Source organism: Yersinia sp. J1 (genome assembly GCF_050586585.1).
In the GTDB taxonomy this organism is placed as follows: Bacteria; Pseudomonadota; Gammaproteobacteria; order Enterobacterales; family Enterobacteriaceae; genus Yersinia; species Yersinia entomophaga.
Genome location: NZ_JBOBDP010000047.1, coordinates 1 through 1,206 on the forward strand (window position 1 = coordinate 1; position 1,206 = coordinate 1,206).

Genomic DNA, 1,206 nt, shown 5'->3' on the forward strand with positions numbered 1-1,206 from the left:
TGTAGTGGCATAGTTAATTTGGCCACCTGAATAGAGGTGATATCATCACCTCATCGTCAAAACAGGTGACACAATGAACAGAAGTAACAGACGCAATTTTAGCCCCGAGTTTCGCCTCGAAGCTGCCCAGCTTGTACTCGATCAGCATTACACCGTTACCGCCGCTGCCACGGCAATGAATGTCGGTAAATCCACGATGGATAAGTGGGTTCGGCAGTTGAAAGAAGAACGAGGAGGGAAATCACCCATAGCGTCACCCATGACACCTGAGCAGATTGAAATACGCGAACTGAAGAAAAGACTTCAACGCGTTGAAATGGAAAGAGATATATTAAAAAAGGCTACCGCGCTCTTGATGTCAGACTCCCTGAACAGTTCTCATTAGTTGAGAAACTCAGGGCGCGGTTTCCTGTTGCCGTTGTGTGCAACGTGTTTGGGGTTCATCGCAGCAGCTATAAATACTGGCGGCAGCCAAAGAAGCCTGATGCCGCACGCGTGGCATTACTCAGTCTTGTTCGTGAAAGCTATCACGAAAGTAATGGCTCCGCAGGTGCACGTAATATTGCCGCGATGGTCACTACCAAAGGCGTAAAACTGAGCCGCTGGCGGGCAACAAAGCTAATGAAAGAACTTAATCTCATCAGCTGTCAGCAGCCAGGTCATCGATATAAAAAGACGACTAAGGAACACGTAGAGATCCCCAATTATCTGGAACGCCAGTTTGCAGTAACAGAGCCTAATCAGGTCTGGTGCGGTGATGTGACTTATATCTGGACAGGCAAACGCTGGGCTTATTTAGCCGTTGTACTTGATTTGTTTTCCCGTAAGCCGGTTGGCTGGGCGATGTCATTTTTCCCGGACTCTGCACTGACAGGTAAAGCGCTGTCCATGGCTTGGGAAGCGCGAGGAAAGCCCGCTAATTTGCTGTATCACTCGGATCAAGGCAGCCACTATACCAGCAGGAATTTCAGACAGTTATTGTGGCGATATCAGATAAAGCAAAGCCTGAGTCGCCGAGGTAACTGCTGGGATAACAGCCCCATGGAACGTTTTTTTAGAAGTCTGAAAACGGAGTGGGTACCGGATAATGGATACGCTAATTGTAGCGAAGCCAGGACAGCGATAACGAATTACATAACGGGATATTACAGCCAGCTCAGACCTCATCAATATAATGGTGGTTTGACGCCAAATGAATCAGAGCGA

General features: G+C 48.1%; 1 protein-coding gene. It reads left to right on the top strand.

Features of this window, described 5'->3' with window-relative positions; genetic code table 11:
• Nucleotides 1–73: 73 nt before the first annotated feature.
• Nucleotides 74–1,206 (top strand): IS3 family transposase gene (locus ACQ4OC_RS19520; RefSeq protein ID WP_430971558.1). Its coding sequence is split into 2 segments (ribosomal slippage), with 1,134 coding nucleotides annotated over them: nt 74–326 and nt 326–1,206; the frame shifts between segments, so codons are not numbered across the junction. This gene is flagged as partial in the annotation.